This is a genomic window from Enterococcus sp. AZ177 (assembly GCF_050544585.1).
In the GTDB taxonomy this organism is placed as follows: Bacteria; Bacillota; Bacilli; order Lactobacillales; family Enterococcaceae; genus Enterococcus_L; species Enterococcus_L plantarum.
The window spans coordinates 1-16,559 of record NZ_CP172944.1 but is presented as its reverse complement, the minus strand read 5'-3'; the positions used below and the strand labels follow the sequence as shown (position 1 = coordinate 16,559).

Annotated in this window: 16 protein-coding genes; 3 read left to right on the top strand and 13 right to left on the bottom strand. The window is 35.7% G+C overall.

Annotated elements, in window-relative coordinates:
• Window positions 1-10: 10 nt before the first annotated feature.
• Together menB and IGJ34_RS00075 are read right to left on the bottom strand one after the other, a co-directional pair.
• Complete coding sequence (gene menB / locus IGJ34_RS00080) at window positions 11-826, bottom strand: 1,4-dihydroxy-2-naphthoyl-CoA synthase (RefSeq protein ID WP_069653507.1); 816 nt, start codon at window positions 824-826, stop codon at window positions 11-13.
• Between the two features lie 587 nt (window positions 827-1,413).
• The gene (locus IGJ34_RS00075; RefSeq protein ID WP_111248207.1) at window positions 1,414-1,830 is read right to left on the bottom strand and encodes a hypothetical protein; all 417 of its coding nucleotides are present in this window, start codon (window positions 1,828-1,830) and stop codon (window positions 1,414-1,416) included.
• Between the two features lie 279 nt (window positions 1,831-2,109).
• On the opposite strand from IGJ34_RS00075, the gene IGJ34_RS00070 reads away from it, so the two are divergent.
• A complete protein-coding gene (locus tag IGJ34_RS00070; RefSeq protein WP_111248208.1) occupies window positions 2,110-2,985 on the top strand; it encodes a helix-turn-helix domain-containing protein in 876 nt (291 codons plus the stop codon).
• A 243-nt stretch (window positions 2,986-3,228) separates the two neighbouring features.
• Here IGJ34_RS00070 and IGJ34_RS00065 read toward each other — a convergent pair whose 3' ends face one another.
• From IGJ34_RS00065 to IGJ34_RS00050, 4 genes are all read right to left on the bottom strand, one after another.
• The gene (locus IGJ34_RS00065) at window positions 3,229-3,432 is read right to left on the bottom strand and encodes a type II toxin-antitoxin system RelE family toxin (RefSeq protein ID WP_430597836.1); all 204 of its coding nucleotides are present in this window, start codon (window positions 3,430-3,432) and stop codon (window positions 3,229-3,231) included.
• A gap of 57 nt (window positions 3,433-3,489) precedes the next feature.
• On the bottom strand, window positions 3,490-3,723 hold the full coding sequence (gene relB / locus IGJ34_RS00060) for a type II toxin-antitoxin system RelB family antitoxin (RefSeq protein ID WP_430597835.1): 234 nt from the start codon (window positions 3,721-3,723) through the stop codon (window positions 3,490-3,492).
• Window positions 3,724-3,992: 269 nt separating this feature from the next.
• A complete protein-coding gene (locus tag IGJ34_RS00055; RefSeq protein ID WP_206836109.1) occupies window positions 3,993-5,507 on the bottom strand; it encodes a zinc ABC transporter substrate-binding protein AdcA in 1,515 nt (504 codons plus the stop codon).
• Window positions 5,508-5,765: 258 nt separating this feature from the next.
• Complete coding sequence (locus IGJ34_RS00050; protein WP_069653510.1) at window positions 5,766-6,149, bottom strand: YccF domain-containing protein; 384 nt, start codon at window positions 6,147-6,149, stop codon at window positions 5,766-5,768.
• Window positions 6,150-6,323: 174 nt separating this feature from the next.
• Between IGJ34_RS00050 and IGJ34_RS00045 the strand changes: the two genes are divergently transcribed.
• Together IGJ34_RS00045 and IGJ34_RS00040 are read left to right on the top strand one after the other, a co-directional pair.
• The gene (locus IGJ34_RS00045; RefSeq protein ID WP_430597834.1) at window positions 6,324-6,668 is read left to right on the top strand and encodes a hypothetical protein; all 345 of its coding nucleotides are present in this window, start codon (window positions 6,324-6,326) and stop codon (window positions 6,666-6,668) included.
• 29 nt (window positions 6,669-6,697) lie between these two features.
• Window positions 6,698-7,069 carry a PaaI family thioesterase gene (locus tag IGJ34_RS00040; protein ID WP_069653512.1) on the top strand — a complete coding sequence of 124 codons (372 nt, stop codon included), beginning with the start codon at window positions 6,698-6,700 and terminating at the stop codon, window positions 7,067-7,069.
• Window positions 7,070-7,175: 106 nt separating this feature from the next.
• On the opposite strand, the gene IGJ34_RS00035 is transcribed toward IGJ34_RS00040, so the two are convergent.
• The 7 genes from IGJ34_RS00035 to dnaA all read right to left on the bottom strand — a co-directional run bounded on the left by IGJ34_RS00035 (window position 7,176) and on the right by dnaA (window position 16,559).
• Window positions 7,176-7,607, bottom strand: a complete 432-nt coding sequence (locus tag IGJ34_RS00035; RefSeq protein WP_206836103.1) for a hypothetical protein — start codon at window positions 7,605-7,607, stop codon at window positions 7,176-7,178.
• Between the two features lie 135 nt (window positions 7,608-7,742).
• On the bottom strand, window positions 7,743-10,262 hold the full coding sequence (gene gyrA / locus IGJ34_RS00030) for a DNA gyrase subunit A (RefSeq protein ID WP_069653514.1): 2,520 nt from the start codon (window positions 10,260-10,262) through the stop codon (window positions 7,743-7,745).
• A gap of 19 nt (window positions 10,263-10,281) precedes the next feature.
• Window positions 10,282-12,231, bottom strand: coding sequence for a DNA topoisomerase (ATP-hydrolyzing) subunit B (gyrB, locus tag IGJ34_RS00025; protein WP_069653515.1), 1,950 nt, complete (start codon window positions 12,229-12,231; stop codon window positions 10,282-10,284).
• Window positions 12,228-13,355: a DNA replication/repair protein RecF gene (gene recF, locus IGJ34_RS00020; RefSeq protein WP_430597833.1), complete on the bottom strand. Its 1,128-nt coding sequence runs from the start codon at window positions 13,353-13,355 to the stop codon at window positions 12,228-12,230. The genes gyrB and recF overlap by 4 nt, the downstream gene beginning before the upstream one ends.
• A complete protein-coding gene (yaaA, locus tag IGJ34_RS00015) occupies window positions 13,342-13,584 on the bottom strand; it encodes a S4 domain-containing protein YaaA (RefSeq protein WP_010766628.1) in 243 nt (80 codons plus the stop codon). The genes recF and yaaA overlap by 14 nt, the downstream gene beginning before the upstream one ends.
• Before the next feature lie 302 nt (window positions 13,585-13,886).
• Entirely contained in the window at window positions 13,887-15,017 is a 1,131-nt protein-coding gene (gene dnaN, locus IGJ34_RS00010) for a DNA polymerase III subunit beta (RefSeq protein WP_069653517.1), read from the bottom strand.
• Window positions 15,018-15,215: 198 nt separating this feature from the next.
• Entirely contained in the window at window positions 15,216-16,559 is a 1,344-nt protein-coding gene (dnaA, locus tag IGJ34_RS00005; protein ID WP_069653518.1) for a chromosomal replication initiator protein DnaA, read from the bottom strand.

Genomic DNA, 16,559 nt, shown 5'->3' with positions numbered 1-16,559 from the left:
CCCTTTTATCTTATGGAAATTTAGGGAATTGGTCGAAATCAGGATCACGTTTTTCTTTAAACGAATCGCGTCCTTCTTTGGCTTCATCCATTGTGTAATAAAGCAAGGTTGCATCTCCTGCTAATTGCTGAATTCCAGCCAATCCGTCTGTATCAGCATTTAAAGATGCTTTGATCATACGTAAAGCAAGCGGACTTTTTTTCAACATTTCTTCTGCCCACTCCATTGTAACTTCTTCAACATCTGCTAAAGGTACAACGGTATTGATCCAGCCCATATCCAACGCTTCTTCTGCTGAATACTGTTTGCATAGGAACCACACTTCTTTAGCTTTTTTATGACCAACCACACGAGCTAAATAGCCAGAACCATAGCCGCCATCGAAACTTCCTACGTTTGGTCCAGTTTGACCGAATTTTGCATTATCTGCTGCAATCGTTAAATCACAAACAAGCTGAAGAACATTTCCGCCACCGATCGAATAGCCTTTGACCATCGCAATAACAGGTTTTGGAATCACACGAATCAGGCGTTGTAAATCTAATACATTTAAACGTGGAACACTATCTTCGCCCACATAGCCACCATGTCCGCGAACTTTTTGATCCCCGCCAGAACAAAAGGCTTTATCGCCTGCACCGGTTAAAATAATCACACCGACATCTTGCTTATCACGGCTAATGTTAAATGCATCGATCAATTCCATAACGGTTTTCGGTGTAAAGGCATTGTGTACTTGAGGGCGATTAATCGTAATTTTCGCCACTTTTCCTTCTTGTTCAAATAAAATTTCATCGTATTCTTTGATTGTTGTCCAGTTTCTCATGAGGAAACCTCCTTATAATTTTAAAGCGGAACAAATCGATTAATCCTGTAGAAAATTAGGAAATTGGCATTGAAACGTTCTTTGTTTCACTGACAATTTATCTATTTTCCTAAGGATTGATTTGTGCAGCTAGATAGTTTTAAAAGCGTAGTGGGCTCGTCCAGTCGAGGCTAGCCTGCGTAGCTAGATAACATAAAAGCGGAACAAGCCGCTTCGCTCTGACAGAAAGATAAGAAACTATGACTGCGGTGTTCTTTTCCTCATTCATCATTTATCTTTTTACCGAGAGATTAGTCTTACAATAATATAATTGTTTTCAATGTTTCTATTATACACAATTATGTAGTTTTTAGAATGATAGAGGGTTTAGAGAGCGGTGAAAAATCATATGTAGCGAAATCAGAAGAATTTAAAATTTTTCAAAATGAATATAAACAATCAAACTAACAAGTAGCCGTTCAGGTGACATTTAGCCAAAAAGAACACCTCACGGCTCCAATTCGTGGGGTGTTTGTGTTTTAATGATTGATACGTTTCAATGTGTTATTTTGACACCATAGTTCTAACTATATATCTAATAAGTTTTTCTAATTCTGTTGTATCCATTGATCCATCGTTGCGCATATTTCTTCTAGAAATTGCTGATCTTTTTGAATTTTACCAATCAAATGCATCATCTTTTTTCGTGGAAACATTTCATCATAAAAGTTTCTATGATTTTCTACCGTAGAATTGCTAAATTGAGTTTCTAAACTTTCAAGTAACGCTTCAACAAAAAATAAACTACTGATTTCTTCGTCTATAGTTAGTGTTAAATATTCAATTTTTTCAGCTAACTTTTCAAATTTTTGTTCATAATGATCTACCAATAAATACTCATTCCAAGTAATTTCTTCAACATTGCCATCACAAGGAAACTGAAATCCTTTGATTGTTTTTACGATACTCTCTGCTCTTGTCCAGCTTTCTTGCTCTGATAACTTTTGATTTTTCATTTTTAGCATACTACTCTCCTCTTTTCTCTTGATTATTGATTTTCATATCCTTTAATGAGATAATGAGGATACAAAGCCTTGTATCGGTAAATTTTAGGCTAGTCTTTGCTTGGTTCGTCAAACTGGAGCAAAGACTTTTTTTGTACCCATTCACTAAACGTTCACTAAAATGAACGAAAAATAAATTTTATGTTCATTAAAATAATCTTAACATACATTTTTATTTTGAACAACATTTTTTGTTGATGTTCATTAAAAAGAACATTATACTTAACTTGGAGGTCCTATATGAAAAATAAACTCTATAATGTATTAAAGGAAAAAAAAGTTAGCATCAGCGAGCTTAGTAATAAAACAAAATTATCTCGTACTACACTCACCGCATTAACCAAAGACGATATTTTATTAAGCAAAACAAAAATTGGGACTTTAGAAACTATTGCTAAAGCTCTTAATGTTTTTGTTTCAGAAATTATTGGTGATAATTTTGAAGCAAAAATTGTCACTCTTCTGAGAGTAAGTGAAGATGATTTTTCTAAATTTTTCTCCAAAACTCCTAATTTAGATGGCGTAGACGATCTTGAATTTATTTATATAGTTAAAGTAGCTATATATACTGAAAGTTCAATAAAATATTTGTATTTATCATTAAGTACTTATTATTCTCGGTTTTCTGAAGTAGAAGCCAATTGGAATAAACTAGATAATCATTATCGAAAATTGGATTGCCCTAACTCTTTTTTAATTAACGTTCTTGATGAAATTGATTTTTTAATACTAAAGAAACAAAATTCTGTTTTTTTTGAAGAATTGAACATGCCATCACCTAACCAATTAATTAATGAATACGATTTATTAAAATATAATCTAATACCTGTTATCCTTAAAACTTTAGGACTTCGATTAAAAGAAGAATACAGTTTACTAAATAATGAAGTTTTGAACTATTATAAAAATGATGGAATCTGGATTCCTAACTTTATTATCTTTGAATTTGAAACGTTTAATGAATCTGCTGATATCGATGCTGTTAATTTTCAAAATTACGAAATTGACAGTCCTTTTGTTTACGGTTACTTTTTTTCTTCTGAAAAACTTATTCATCCTAAAATATTCAATAATACAATTCTAACTGGATATAATAGCCGTAATTCTAGAAAGTAAAGAAAAAAACCACAAAAACTGTCTGATATAACAATAAAGCTACATCAGACAGTTTTATTTTCTTTAGTTTATAAATATTCTTTTTAGTTGAATCAATTTCATAATTCCAAGAACTGCTCAAACTCGCTATTTCTCGTATCAATGGGGAGGTAACATATTTTTAAGTGTTAGAAAAGCTGTTATATCAACGCTAATAATTATGAAATTGATTCAGTTATAAACAATCTTTTAAAAAGCACTCATTTATTTTTTCTTATAGATTTCCTTACGTTGTCCCACATTAATAAGATTAGTAATCAATTCATCCTCTTTGATTTCAGCAATTATACGATATGCTCCTACTCTATACCACCAATAATTACTTAGCTCACCAGTTAATGACTTTCCAAATTGTCTAGGATTCTCGCTTTCAAGAAGATTCTTTTTAATCCAACCTAGTATTATCAAGGCTTGGCTTTTATCAATTTTTTTAACGTTTTCTTTGCTTTATTACTAAAACGAACCTCATAATATTTCATCTGCTAAGTCCAACTCCCTCACCATTTGTTCAAATGACGTAAAGGATTCAGCTTCTTTTGTTTTCTCATACTCTTCCACTGCTCGAATATCGATTTCATCTTCCAATTTTTCAAAAAAGGAATCTTTTAATACAACTGTTACACTTTTATTATGCAGCTTCGCATAAGATTCCAATAGCTCTTTCTCTTCATCAGTCATTCGAACAGATACATGTGCCATACGAAATCATCTCCCTCAATTAGCTTTTGTAATACAATTCTCGTCTAAGTTCATCTCGTAAAGTGCTTGACTTAAACGTATTTCATCAAAAAAGAGTAACGCGAGCTCTTGTTTCACTTGCATTACTCCTTTCCGAATTAAATATTCTTTCAACAAAAAATTGCTAATCTATCCACAGACCAATCAGCTCTTCCTGATTACACAAATTCTTCTTCTCAGACACAAACAAAAGAAATATCTGGAGCAATATTTAACTATTTACATGCTTGTCAATGTGCTAACATCTCTTGTGCAATCTCAAATCCAGTCATACCTACAGGATAATAAGTCGGCCAATTATCCATTTCTTCCAATAATTTTTGTTGACTTTCATTACCAAAATAGATATGGAAATGTGCTGCTTTAGAAGGCGCGATGCCATGATCTGAAAATTGAACATACTTATATGGCGTATCCTCCGTTGCTTCAAACAAAAAGCGAACCCCACGATTTCCAGCTTTGTAAGTTAAGATTTCTTTTCCTGCGTATTTATATTTCGATGTGTATTTTTTATCCCCTACTATAAATGTCATGGCGTCCTTACTGATATCAATACGATCAACGTCCGTTTGATACCCTTTTTGATAGTAATCTTTGTATTCTGCGGCCGTCATTTTTTTCGTTAATTTTTCTTTATAATCAAATACTTGGTCAAACGTGCCATCTTCTAAATAAGGAAATACCGATTGCCACTCACCTGCATAATCAGAAAGGGTGCGATCTTTGACATCTTTATCGTCAAAATACCCATTTGAAACAGTCTTGTTTACTTCTGGTTCGGCGACTTCTTTTTTAGGTGTCACTTCTGTTGATTTTATCAGTGCTTCTAAATTCTCCTTCATCACACTGATATACGTTTTACCGGCCTTCATGTCATCGTTGGTAAGTCCCTCTAACGGATTTAATACAAGTAATTCAACACCAGCTTCATTCGCTAACGTTTTTGCTACTCGGTCATTTGCATTTTCTTCAAAATAAATATAGTTGATTCCTGTTTCTTCAACTAGCTCTTTTAATTCCGCAATCCGTGAAGGCTTTGGTTCTTGATCAGGAGAAATCCCTGCGATCGGTACTTGTTTTAGGTTGTAGTCTAAGGCTAAATAAGAAAAAGCTGTATGTTGCGTAATAAAATTCTTTTGTTTGGCATTCACCAACTTTGCTTCATACAACTTATTAAGCTCTGTCAACTCTTCAATGTAATCAGCTGCATTTTTAGTAAATGTCGTTTTTTGCTCCGGAAATTGGTCGATCAACCCATCTCTGATTGTTTCCACTTCTTTAATTGCACGAAAAGGACTCAACCACAAATGCGGATCATAGTCATGAGAATGACCGTCATGATTCTCCTCAGCTGAATGATCGTGGTCTTCACTTCCAGGTAAAAGAACCATACCTTCACTTGCTTTGATGCTCGTCACGTTCTTCAATGATTTCTCCATCTTAGGAACCCAAGTTTCCATATATTCACTATTGTAAACAAAAGCATCCGCGTCTTGTAAGTTAGCGATTTCTTTTGCAGAAGGTTCATAATCATGTGCTTCAGTTCCTGCTGGCACCATCAATGTAACCTCGCCAACATCACCGACAATATTTCTTGTAAATTCATACATTGGATAAAAAGAAGTAACGATTGTCAGCTGTTCTTTCTCTTTATTCTTTGTTTCAGATTTTGGTTTAGTGCAAGCAGTTAAAATAACCGTTAGTAAAAATAAACCTGTAATAATAAGTGTTAACTTCTTTTTCATCCCTAATCTCCTCAATCGTTTTATTTATAATATGCTGCATCTTAAGATAATTGCTCGTGCGAAAAAAACATTATTATATAAGGTCTAGTTGTTCATTCGATCACACCTTTCCGATTCGCGCTAATCAAAACGTAACAATTACGTTTTAACCACATGAGAATATAACAATTTTTTTTATCATTGTCAAGAGACGAAGAAAGACCAAGAAAAAACGGACATGTTTTTTCTTGGTCTTTCTATTTTTTTGCTTTTTTACTATTATTCCATATAAACACTATTTGTCGGAACTACCTGTGCACCGAATGGCATCAGCGCTAACTTCGCTAGTTTAAATGATTGCATTCCAAATGGAATTCCAATAATCGTCACACACAAAATAATTCCACTGATACAATGGCCTAGTGCTAGCCAAAATCCACTGATAACCAACCAGAGAATATTTACTAAAAACGAACTTGTACTTGTACTATATACAACCTTTTTACCGAACGGCCAAAAACTCAATCCTGCAAGCTTGAAACACTGCAGACCAATCGGAATCCCAACAATCGTAATGCACCAAAGTACACCTGCTAAAAGCCAAGCCAAACCACCAGCGAAACCACCAAAAATAAACCAAATAATATTTCCAAGACATCCCATAAAGCAAACCTCTACTTTCTACTTAAACTTACAAAAATAAATTATACTACAAAATCAAAAAACAAAACCTTATTCAAAACATAAATTTACTAAATTATATGAATTTCCTTGTGAACATTTACTAACTTGGTTACTATTGGTTAGTAAGTTATTCATCACAAGGGAGAGTTGTTTATGAGCACAGCAGTCGTAGTGTATCAAAGTACACCAATGATCGGAAAAAGCAAACTGCCTAACGGAAATATCTTAGGTATGTTTAAACAAACTAAACTGGTAACTAAACTAAACCAAGCACTCGAAAAGAAAAATAGTCATTGGATTGCTACGTTAGACGACTCTGTCGCAGCTATCGATGTTATCGCTCAAGAAGCCGATGCTATTATCTGTGTTCCTGGACTACAAAAACAATTTGAGTTAAACGATTATCCTCAAGAGAACGTATTCTACTTTGATTCTTTGAGTTATAATGAGTTGAATCTAGATAACGTGATTGCCTTTCTAGAGTTGATCCAACAATAACTTTTTGAAGGAAGAAAGGATTGATTTTCATGCATCTATTAGATTATTTGAACATTGAAACAACTGAATTATCCAAAGAGAAAGTAGTTCTAACAATGGACATAAAAGAGTTCCATAAACAACCTTATGGAATTTTACATGGTGGAATGAATGGTATTTTGATTGAAACAGCCTGCAGTTTAGGAGCGAATGAACAGCTTGATGCTCAATCTTATGCTGTTGGTCTCGATCTTCAAATCAACCATTTAAAAAGTGTACCCAGTGGTCTATTAACGGTCATCGCAACAGCAGATCGAATCGGACAATCTATTCAAGTCTGGGAAGGCAAAATCTTTAATGATGCCAACGAACTGACAGCTGTCGGTCGTTGCACACTGATGAGTCGCCAAATCGATAAGTAAATAGAAAACTACTACAATCATTTAGTGGTATTTAGGGTATGAAAAAAGGGGGAATTTTTACTCTTATTTCATACCCTTTATTCACTCGATTACTCCACTTGATAAACTACAGTATCTCACCTGTGATAACTTTTAAATTCATTAGTAACGAGGTCATTATATCTAATTCTCTTTGGTCTACCTCTAAATATTTTTTGTTCAAAATCTTCTCTCTCTCTTTTTTGACAAGTAAATACATTAGAGTCAATTCTTCTGACGTTAAATTGGATAAGTAAACATGATTTGGTTCTGAATAAGCAAAAGCATCTATCTCAAAAGTCTCTGGATTTCTTTTCAAACTTGTTCTGATCTGAAAACCATTTGAAAAAGTGATCATCTCTACATAAAGGTATTCAGAAAAAGTAATCGGTCTACGCTCATAAATAGTCGTTTTTCCTCCAAATATTTCTAGTATATTTTCAAGAAAATTGGATAATGCCGTTCCAATATTTAATTGTTTTGAAAAAGTTTTTGAAAGTAATAATTTTTCTTGTGTCATCATTTTACCTCTCACTTCTTATTACTTTCATTATAATCGTACTTTTTTTCAAAACAAAGCAAAACGATATTATATATTTTTTGAAATTATAAAAAAAGAACATCTCAAGCTTCTGCCGAAATGTTCTTTTTTATTTTATTCTTCTGTTGTTGTATCAGTATCGGTTATCTCCGTTTCAACAACTGTTGTTTCCACACCTTCAACTTCTTCAACAATTTCATCTGGTTCTGGCTCAACAACCGCCATCGTGACTACTTTTGCATCTTCTTCCATTCTCATCAAACGAACCCCTAATGTAGCACGCCCTGTTTGAGAAACTGAATCGACATTGAAACGAATAATGACCCCTTTATTGGTGATCACTAGAATATCTTCATCACCATGAACAGTCGTAAGTCCTGCTAATGGACCATTTTTCACTGTAATGTTGGCTGTTTTGATTCCTTTACCACCACGGCCCTTCACAGGGTACTCAGAGGCTTTTGTACGCTTACCGTAACCATTTTCCGTCAACACTAGAACTTCCGTGTCAGCGTCCAAGAGAGAGGCTCCTACGACGTAATCATCTTCTCTTAGACGAATACCACGCACACCTGATGCTGTACGGCCCATATCACGGACTGCAGTTTCAGCAAAGGTCACAGAATAACCATTATGTGTTCCGATGATCATGTTTTGTTCGCCATTTGTTAAGACAACATTGACTAACTCATCCTCTTCTTTAAGACCGATTGCAATCAAACCATTGCTTCTAATATTAGAGAATGCTTTGACTGCTGTACGTTTAACAGTACCTTTACGAGTCGTGAAGAATAGATAATGTCCTTCTTCGGCTTGTCCTTCAACAGCGATGATTGCTTGGATCTTCTCACTAGAGTCGATACCTAGCATGTTGATCACAGGGATTCCTTTAGCTGTTCTGCCGTATTCAGGAATTTCATAGCCTTTGGCACGATAGACTTTACCGTTATTTGTAAAGAATAATAATGTATCATGTGTTGAACAAGAGACAAGGTTTTTCACGAAATCATCATCATGAACACCCATTCCTTGAACACCACGACCACCACGGCGTTGTGCTCTAAATTCACTATTAGCCATTCGTTTGATGTAGCCATTGTTCGTCAAAGTAATCACGACTTCGGCTTCTTCAATCAAGTCTTCGTCTTCTAAGCTTAGGACTTCACCGACTAATAGTTCTGTGCGACGTGCATCGCCGTATTTATCATGAATTTCACCTAGCTCTGTTTTGATGATCTCAATAACACGTTCTGGACGAGCTAAAATATCATTCAAATCAGCAATGAATTTCAATAATTCTTGGTATTCATTTTCAATCTTATCACGTTCTAAACCTGTTAAACGGCGTAGACGCATATCTAAAATCGCTTGTGCTTGACGATCTGAAAATTCAAAACGTTCGATCAAAGAGGCTTTCGCCTCATCATCTGCTTTTGAATTTCGAATAATTGCGATGATCTCATCAATGTGATCTAACGCAATTCGTAAACCTTCTAAGATATGAGCACGCGCTTCAGCTTTTTTCTTATCAAATTCTGTACGACGTGTAATAACTTCTTTTTGATGCTCTATATAATTTTCAAGAATTTCTTTCAAGCTCAAAATCTTAGGAATCCCTTTTTCGATTGCCAACATATTAAAACCAAAAGAGGTTTGCAATGCCGTCATTTTATAAAGGTTATTCAAGATAACAGAAGCACTGACATCACGACGAACATCAATGACGATCCGCATACCCTCACGAGAAGATTCATCACGTAAATCAGTGATTCCTTCGATTCTTTTTTCACGATGCAATTCTGAAATTCGTTCAATTAAGCGTGCTTTGTTGACCATATATGGCAACTCAGAAACTAAGATACGTTCTTTACCGTTTGGCATATCAACGATCTCAACTTTGGCACGAATCGTGATTGATCCTCGACCTGTTTCATAAGCACGACGAATACCTGATTTGCCCATAACTAAACCGCCTGTAGGGAAATCTGGTCCAGGTAATACTTCCATCAATTCATTCGTTGTTGCATCGGGATTTTCCATCAATAAACTTGCGGCTTCGATTACTTCCGCTAAATTATGTGGTGGAATATTTGTTGCCATCCCTACAGCAATCCCTGTTGTTCCATTCACTAACAGGTTAGGAAAACGTGCGGGCAATACATCAGGCTCTTGTTCTGAGTCATCGTAGTTTCCATGAAAATCTACGGTATTTTTATTGATATCACGTAGCATTTCCAATGCGATCTTACTCATTCTCGCTTCGGTATAACGCATCGCAGCAGCACCGTCGCCATCGACAGAACCGAAGTTTCCATGTCCATCAACTAGCATACTGCGATAACTAAATGGCTGAGCCATTCGTACCATTGCTTCATAAATGGATGAATCTCCATGTGGATGGTACTTACCCATAACGTCCCCAACGATACGAGCTGATTTTTTATGTGGTTTGTCTGGTGTTACACCTAACTCATTCATCCCATATAAAATACGGCGATGAACTGGTTTTAACCCATCACGAACATCCGGCAACGCACGCGCTACAATAACGCTCATTGCATAATCAATGAAGGATTCTTTCATTTCACTGGTCAGATTGACGTCTTGAATGTTCTCTTTGATTTCTTCACTCATGAATTTATCTCCTTCTTCATTAAATATCTAGATTTTTCACGTAATGGGCATTTTCTTCAATAAATGCTCGGCGTGGTTCAACACGGTCCCCCATCAACATTTCAAAAATTTGATCGGCTTCGATCGCATCATCAACACTGACACGTGACATTAAACGTTTTTCAGGATCCATTGTTGTTTCCCATAATTGATGATCATCCATTTCCCCAAGACCTTTGTAACGTTGAACGCTCGGTTTTGGACTAGCTGGTAGGCTCTCTAAAACTTTAGCTAGTTCTTCCTCAGCATTTTTTCCTGGTTGAACGTAGGTGATATTTTTCCCTTGTTTGACCCCATATAACGGTGGTTGAGCGATATATACATATCCCGCTTCAACAACCGGACGCATGAAACGATAGAACAGTGTCAATAACAGTGTACGGATATGTGCACCATCGACATCGGCATCGGTCATGATTACTAATTTGTGATAACGTGCTTTAGATACATCAAAATCAGCACCAAACCCTGTCCCCATCGCTGTAAATAATGAGCGAATTTCTTCATTGGCTAAAATTTTATCCATGCTGGCTTTTTCAACATTCAAAATTTTCCCACGAATCGGTAAAATCGCTTGGAATTCACGACTACGTCCTTGTTTTGCTGATCCACCGGCTGAATCTCCTTCGACGATGAAGATTTCGCATTTTTCAGGATCTTTACTTGAACAATCGGCTAATTTACCAGGTAAATTACTGATTTCAAGAGCGCCTTTACGACGAGTCACTTCACGGGCTCTTTTAGCAGCCATACGAGCTTTTGAAGCCAGTAGACCTTTTTCTACGATTTGTTTCCCAACAGTTGGGTTTTCCATCAAGAATTTATTGAAATACTCAGAGAATAAACGGTCAGTAACCGTACGAACTTCTGAGTTTCCTAATTTTGTTTTGGTTTGTCCTTCAAATTGAGGTTCTGGATGTTTGATCGAAATAACAGCTGTTAATCCTTCACGAACATCTTCTCCTGTTAGGTTTTCGTCATTTTCTTTCATGATTTTTTGTTTACGAGCGTAATCATTGATGACACGCGTTAATGACGTTTTAAAACCTGATTCATGCGTTCCACCTTCATAGGTATGAATGTTGTTGGCGAAACTTAGTAAGTTAGTATGGTAGCCATCTGTGTATTGCATAGAGACTTCCACGATGATATCTTGCTGCTCTCCTTCAATGAAAACAGGTTCTGGGAATAATACATCTTTGTTCGCATTCAAGTGTTCTACGTAACTCTTGATTCCGCCTTCGTAGTGGTATTCTTTCAAGACAGGTTTTTCTTCACGTTTATCTTCAATAGAGATTTTTAGGCCTTTATTTAAGAAGGCCAATTCTCTAACTCGTGTTGCTAATTTATCAAAGTTAAAAATCGTTGTTTCTGTAAAAATTTCTGGATCTGGAACAAAATGGACAGTCGTCCCATGACGGTCAGTATCGCCGATGACTTTCAAATCATCTTTGACAGCACCTTGGTGAAACTCTTGGAAATAAATTTTACCTTCTTTGTAGACTTTTACGTCTAAAGTTGTGGATAGCGCGTTAACAACAGAGGAACCTACCCCGTGAAGTCCACCGGAAACTTTATATCCGCCACCGCCAAATTTTCCTCCAGCATGGAGAACGGTAAAGACTGTTTCTACCGCTGGACGACCAGTTTTTGCTTGAATACCAACTGGGATTCCCCGACCATCATCGACAACTGTAATACTATTGTCTTCTTCGATGACTACTTGGATACTTGATGCAAAGCCTGCTAACGCTTCATCGATCGAATTATCAACGATCTCCCAAACTAAATGATGTAACCCTTCTGAACTCGTTGATCCTATGTACATACCAGGACGCTTACGAACCGCTTCAAGACCTTCTAATACCTGGATCTGACTGGCATCATATTCTTGGGCACGTTCTTTCATGTTTTTTTCTTCTTCTGTCATATAGATGCTTCCCTCTCTATCTCTCCCTGATGAACATAAAATATATCTGGTTCAACAGTTAATTTATTGTTTAAATGATCCAAACTGGTCGTAGTTAAAAACGTTTGGACCTTTCCTTCAATCGTTTCTAGCAGGTGCAATTGTCTTTCATTATCTAATTCACTCATGACATCATCCAATAACAACACAGGATATTCCCCTGTTTCTGAATACATTAAATCAATTTCCGCAAGCTTTACGCTAAGAGCCGTGGTTCGTTGTTGCCCTTGTGAACCGTATGTTTGGACATTTTGTCCGTTTACATTAAAAATCAAGTCATCTCGATGAGGGCCTAAAAAGGTATTCGCTTTGAACAATTCTCTTTTCCGGTTATCAAGAAGGCTCTGCAGTAGTTGCTTTTGGATCTCTTCTAGTGAAAAATTTTCTTTGTCTAATGGAATGCTTGAAAAATAATCGATTGCTAGTTCTTCTTTTTCGTGGCTAATTTTCTTATGAAGTAAATTGGCCCAATGCTCTAATTTTTTGATAAATTCTAAACGAGCAAACAGGACTTTACCACCAAATTCAGCTAATTGTTCAGTCAAAATATCTAGATAGACATGATCTGACTGTTTTTTTTCAGCTAATTGCTTCAAATAGTGATTACGCTGTTTCAAGACAGTCTGGTATTGAACCAAATCATATAAATAGATCGGATTAACTTGACCTAATTCCATGTCGATAAATTTACGACGTAATTGCGGCGAGCCCTTCACCAAAGATAAATCTTCCGGCGCAAATAAAATAACATTTAGTTGCCCGATATATGAACTCAAACGCTTTTGTTCAATATGATTGACCTTTGTTTTACGGCCTTTGTTGGAAATAATGATTTCTAGCGGTACCGTTCCGGTCTTTTTTTCAACAACGCCACTGATTCTTGCTGAATCGGAATCCCAATGGATCAATTCTTTTTCGTTACTGGTTCGGTGACTGCGGGTCATCGCTAAAACATAAATACTTTCTAAGAGATTTGTCTTACCTTGTGCATTTTCTCCTAGAAATATATTCAGTGTTTTAGGAAAATCTAAGGTCAGCCCATCATAATTACGATAATGCTGTACCTCGAGTTCATTCAGTCTCATCGACTACCTCGCCTTTTTTGACCATAAAAAAAGTACCTTCTTCAGGTATCTCGAGCATCATACCAGCGTATAATTTTCTGCCGCGGCGATTCTCTAATTCCCCATCTACGAAAACACTATTTTCAGCTAAGTACCATTTGGCAGCGCCACCACTGCTGATAACGTCGACTTCTTTTAAGACTTGACCTAGTGTCATGTAATCAGTTTCTAAAACAATCGTCTTTTTCAAAATGCATCCCTCTTTTTTGTTTTCACTTTTACTCTTATATTATACTCTTTTTTACGTCAAAAAACAAATTTATCCGTCTAATTTTCTTTCTAAGCAATTTTGAATACAATCGACAAAAAATATTCTAACGATTAAAAAAGGCTTAAAATGCATTTTAAGGAGAAATTTGTAAGTTTTACTTCTTGAAAATTATTTCAGTAGTTTTCATTTTATTTAGAATGATGAATGAAAGATAAATGATCTATTTTAAGGAAATAAAAAAGCACCTGCCTCAAAAACAAGACAAGTACTGTTTTTTATTTTTAGTTTGTACGAACTGGTGTAATCAATTGAATAAAGTCCAAATCAGTTTCAGTCGGTTCTAAGGTAAATGGACGAATTGCTGAAATGAATTTAACTGTAATGCTCATATCGCCGAATGCACGTAAGGCATCTTTCATATAATCTGGATTGAAAGAAATTTCCAATGGGTCACCCGTTACTTTTTCATAATTTAATGGCTCTTCCACTTTTCCTATTTCTGGAGAGTTTCCGTAAAGAACAACAGAATCAGACGCAATGGCTAAACGAACGATATTATTACGGCCTTCATGTGATAATAATGAAGCGCGATCAATGGCAGACAATAAATCTGGAACATAAAAATCGATTTCCGTATTAAAGCTTGTTGGGATCAAACGATTGGTATCAGGATAATTTCCTTCTAACAAACGAGAATAAAAATACATGTTTTGTGTTTTAAACAATACTTGGTTTTCCATGATGCTGATCTCAACCATCTCTTCTTCATTTGTAAACGAACGAGAAAGTTCAGTCAAACTTTTCCCAGGGATGACGATATTGAAATTTTCAGCTGCTTGTTCGATAGGAATAATTCGTTGGCTCAAACGATGTGAATCTGTCGCAACAGCCAATAATTTTTGATCTTCCAAAATAAAATGAACACCGGTTAAAATGGGACGACTCTCATGAAGGGAAACGGCAAATCCCGTTTCATTGATAATTTTTGTCAAAAGATGAACTGGTAATTGAATTTGATTTTTAGCATCGATAACTGGAAGGTGTGGATAATTGTCTGCGTCCAATCCGTTCACGGTAAAGTCGGCTTTTCCTGAAGTAATTGCAACTTGATTATTCTCTAATACTTCTAGAGTGAACATATCTTCAGGTAATTTACGAATGATTTCACCAAAGAAACGAGCTTGTAAAACGATGCTTCCAGTTGATTCGATCGTCATTTGAGCTTTTTCATCTTCTTTACTTAAAAAACTTTCAATAGAAATATCTGCATTACTACCCGTTAAGGATAATCCTTCATCTGTTAAGACGATTTTTACACCGGTTAAAATAGGGATAGTTGTTTTAGAAGAAATAGCTCGTTGAACAGTTTGTAATTCTTGTAAAAATATATTTCTTTTTACGGTTAGTTTCATAATAAATGAACTCCTTTTTAATTGATTTTAAATGCACAAATTTTGTTAGGACTGTTTGTATTTATATATAAATAAATAATAAAAGTAGTAGGTCCTGTTAATTCTGTGGAAAAGTGTAGAAATGAAATGAAGTAGGAGTTTTCCACTTGTGTATAACTTGTGGAAAACTTTTTACTATTTCTCTTTTTTATCCACAGGCTACGAATTGAGCAAGTTTTTGATTTCCCCAACTTCTTTTTGGATTGTTGGATCTTTTTCCATTAATTGTTGGATTTTTTCATGAGCATGGATGACCGTAGTATGATCTTTACCGCCGAATTCTGCACCGATTTTAGGCAGAGAATTTTCGGTCATCTCTCTAGATAGATACATTGAGATTTGTCTAGGAACAACGATGGACTTCACACGTTTTTTGCCTTTTAAATCTTTTAATTGGATATGGTAATACTTTGCCACTTCTTCTTGGATTTGTAAAATCGATAAATGAGTTTGACTGCCAACAGATTTCAACGATTTTAAGGCATCGGCTGCTAAACTAGTGGTAATATCCTCACCATTGATTGTAGCAAATGCTTGAACTCGGACTAATGCACCTTCTAATTCACGAATATTAGAATCAATTTGACCAGCGATGTAGCTAAGTGTATCGTCAGGGATCTCTAGGCGTTCTGCGTCGGCTTTTTTCCTCAAGATCGCAATTCGTGTCTCTAAATCTGGTGGCGTAATATCAACAGAGAGACCCCAAGCAAAACGAGAAACCAATCGCTCAGGTAGTTTTGGAATATCATTAGGTGGTCGATCACTTGTCAGTACGATTTGTTTGTTTTCATTGTATAAATCATTGAAGGTATGGAAAAATTCTTCTAATGTTGCTTCCTTCTCAGCCAAGAACTGAATATCATCCACTAATAGTAAATCGACATTTCGATACTCTTTTCGAAACTGTTCTGAATTTTTTGTTTGAATCGAATTGATAAATTCATTTGTAAATGTTTCGCTGCTGACGTATTTTACTTTCGCATCTGGTCTATTTTGTAACATTTGATGACCGATTGCATGCATCAAATGGGTTTTCCCTAAACCTACTCCACCATAAAAGAATAATGGATTGTAAATAGAACCAGGATCTTCTGCAACAACTAAAGCTGCTGCGTGCGCCATTTGGTTTCCTTTTCCGATCACGAATGTGTCAAAAGAATACTTTGGGTTCAATAAAGCTTTTTTCCCATGTTCAGCAATTTTTTCTGGTGTTACAGGAGCTTTCTTTTCTTCTTGAACAGGCACGAGCTCTTTTTCACCAGTAATAACAAAATGAGGCATTACTTCAGCACCAGTCAATTTAAAGCCGGTTTCGACGATTTTTGCGGCTAAATTCTTTTCCCAATAGTCTTTATGAACAGCAGAAGGAACTTCTAACCATAATTGGTTATTCTCCAACTTTAGCGGTTGTGTTGTTTTTATCCAAGCATCAAAACTTGGTGCAGACAAAACAGATTGGTAAGTATCTTCTAAATCTTTCCAGAAACTTTCCATATCGGGCAT

Coding starts and splice junctions, on each gene's coding strand:
- menB (WP_069653507.1), bottom strand. CDS start 826: ATGAGAAACTGGACAACAATCAAAGAATACGATGAAATTTTATTTGAA.
- IGJ34_RS00075 (WP_111248207.1), bottom strand. CDS start 1,830: ATGCTAAAAATGAAAAATCAAAAGTTATCAGAGCAAGAAAGCTGGACA.
- IGJ34_RS00070 (WP_111248208.1), top strand. CDS start 2,110: ATGAAAAATAAACTCTATAATGTATTAAAGGAAAAAAAAGTTAGCATC.
- relB (WP_430597835.1), bottom strand. CDS start 3,723: ATGGCACATGTATCTGTTCGAATGACTGATGAAGAGAAAGAGCTATTG.
- IGJ34_RS00055 (WP_206836109.1), bottom strand. CDS start 5,507: ATGAAAAAGAAGTTAACACTTATTATTACAGGTTTATTTTTACTAACG.
- IGJ34_RS00050 (WP_069653510.1), bottom strand. CDS start 6,149: ATGGGATGTCTTGGAAATATTATTTGGTTTATTTTTGGTGGTTTCGCT.
- IGJ34_RS00045 (WP_430597834.1), top strand. CDS start 6,324: ATGAGCACAGCAGTCGTAGTGTATCAAAGTACACCAATGATCGGAAAA.
- IGJ34_RS00040 (WP_069653512.1), top strand. CDS start 6,698: ATGCATCTATTAGATTATTTGAACATTGAAACAACTGAATTATCCAAA.
- IGJ34_RS00035 (WP_206836103.1), bottom strand. CDS start 7,607: ATGACACAAGAAAAATTATTACTTTCAAAAACTTTTTCAAAACAATTA.
- gyrA (WP_069653514.1), bottom strand. CDS start 10,262: ATGAGTGAAGAAATCAAAGAGAACATTCAAGACGTCAATCTGACCAGT.
- gyrB (WP_069653515.1), bottom strand. CDS start 12,231: ATGACAGAAGAAGAAAAAAACATGAAAGAACGTGCCCAAGAATATGAT.
- recF (WP_430597833.1), bottom strand. CDS start 13,355: ATGAGACTGAATGAACTCGAGGTACAGCATTATCGTAATTATGATGGG.
- dnaN (WP_069653517.1), bottom strand. CDS start 15,017: ATGAAACTAACCGTAAAAAGAAATATATTTTTACAAGAATTACAAACT.
- dnaA (WP_069653518.1), bottom strand. CDS start 16,559: ATGCCCGATATGGAAAGTTTCTGGAAAGATTTAGAAGATACTTACCAA.